Here is a 1,782-nt window from a genome sequence, read left to right as displayed (position 1 = left end):
TCCCGCGGCCAGGTCGCCGATCAGCCGTCGGGCGGCCGCGCCGTCGGGGGCGACGACGGGGCCGATGACCGTGGACGTGTGGTTCTGCCAGGCGGCGGCGAAACCGGCGATGCTACGACCTGTCTCGAGGACCAGGAGCTGCCCGGCGAACGCGGGCAGCCGCCGGAGCAGGCGGCTCCGGTCGGCACCAAAAGCCGCCTTATCGACATCGATGATCGACGCCATGTCCGCTGCCGCGGCCGGGCGTGTCCGCATCTTGCTGTTATCAGCCGTGGCGGTAGTGACGGCGGGCTCGGCGCGGAACGGATCGGTGCGGAACGGATCGGCGCGGAACGGTCCCGTGAACGCCGCGCTCCGGCGGATCGTCCGGAAGCCGAGCTTGTCGTACAGCGGCTTGCCGAGGTCGGTGGCGAACAGCGTGACCGTGGCGTCCCCGGCCTCGGCGAGCAGGTGCTCCATCAGGGCGCGGCCGAGTCCCATGCGGCCGTACCGCGCCGCGACCAGCATCATGCCCACCGAGGCCAGGTCCGCGCCATACCTGGTCAGCACTACCGCGCCGGCCAGCGCGCCGTCCCCGCCGTCCGTGCCGTCGCCACCGTCGCGGTCCCCACCGTCCGGCGCGTCGATGCCGAAGACCTCGGACACCTCGAGCAGCAGCGACCACTTGGCCTTCTCCGGCAGCCAGCCGCGGTCGACCGACAGGCGCACGCAGTGCCGCAGGTCGTCAGGGCGCAGACGGCGGACGGGCGGGAACGGGACGCCATTACGATCGCTGGGCACGGTCTCCGAGCGTATTGGCCGCGCGCGGCTGATCGCCACCCCCGGGTCCAGAGGCCAGGCGGCGCCGCGAACGCGCGGCGAACACCCGCCGTTCGCCGACGCTCCAGCTGACCGACACCACCAGGTACACGGCCGCGGCCAGCGGCGCGAACGCGGCGATCACCACCGTGATGTACGGCAGCACCTTGGTGAGCAGCCCCGCCGCGCCGCCCATACCGGACGCGGCAGACGCGGGCCCGGCGGTCATCTGGCGCGCCACGACCGCGGACAGCCAGCAGATCAGCGCCAGGATCGCGAGCACGGCGGGGAACACGGCGGCGTGCAGGCCAGCCGTCGCGAGCCCAGCGCCCCCGCCGCTCAGCCAGTGCCCGCCGAGCGGCACGCCGAACAGGTCATGGGACAGCAGGCTGTTCGGCCCTCCTGCCACGGTCGGGGACCTGAAGAGCAGGTACAGCACGCTGAACACCGGCCACTGCGCCAGCAGCGGCACGAACCCGGCGAGCAGGCTCGTTCCTTCCCGCGCGTACAGCGCGGTCAGCTCGCGCTGCAGCCGCTCCGGCTGGCGGCCGTAGCGTTTGCGCAGTTCCTGGATCTGCGGCGCCAGCCTGGTCATGGCGGCCTGCCCGCGCAGCGCGCGGAAGCTGAGCGGGGTCAGGAGCAGCCGGATCGCCATGGTGAACACGACGATGGCGGCGACGGCGGCGAGGGCGCCGAGAGCGGGGCTGAGGACGTTGGTGAGGGCGAGAACGAGGTGATACGCGGCGTCCACGGGGACGCCGAAGACAGCAGTCATGACGAAGCGACCTTCCAGCGAAGAGGGATGAGTTTGCTGGAAAGCGGCCGCGATCAGGCGATCAGGTCGGCGAGATTAGGCGGCCGCTTGGGCCGCCGTAGGAGCTCTGGGTCTGCTTCGGCCCCGCGCGTCGGGGTCGCGCTGCGGCAGGAAGGCGACGCGCCACGACTTGTCCCGCAGCGCCGCGACGCGGCGGGTGACGGGAAGGC

3 protein-coding genes are annotated in these 1,782 nt (G+C 72.6%); all 3 read right to left on the bottom strand.

Going from position 1 to position 1,782, the window contains the following annotated elements:
- On the bottom strand, window positions 1–780 hold a 780-nt coding region (locus WA805_RS20425), incomplete at its 3' end, for a GNAT family N-acetyltransferase (RefSeq protein WP_425243122.1).
- Window positions 764–1,573, bottom strand: coding sequence for a YidC/Oxa1 family membrane protein insertase (locus tag WA805_RS20420; RefSeq protein WP_425243121.1), 810 nt, complete (start codon window positions 1,571–1,573; stop codon window positions 764–766). The genes WA805_RS20425 and WA805_RS20420, both read right to left, overlap by 17 nt.
- Before the next feature lie 75 nt (window positions 1,574–1,648).
- A complete protein-coding gene (locus WA805_RS20415; protein ID WP_422288132.1) occupies window positions 1,649–1,753 on the bottom strand; it encodes a DUF6412 domain-containing protein in 105 nt (34 codons plus the stop codon).
- Between the last annotated feature and the right edge of the window lie 29 nt (window positions 1,754–1,782).

The sequence above is a fragment of the Trebonia sp. genome (assembly GCF_049794275.1).
Lineage (GTDB): Bacteria > Actinomycetota > Actinomycetes > Streptosporangiales > Streptosporangiaceae > Trebonia.
The sequence above is the reverse complement of the archived record's forward strand: the minus strand, read 5'-3'. Positions and strand labels throughout refer to the sequence as shown.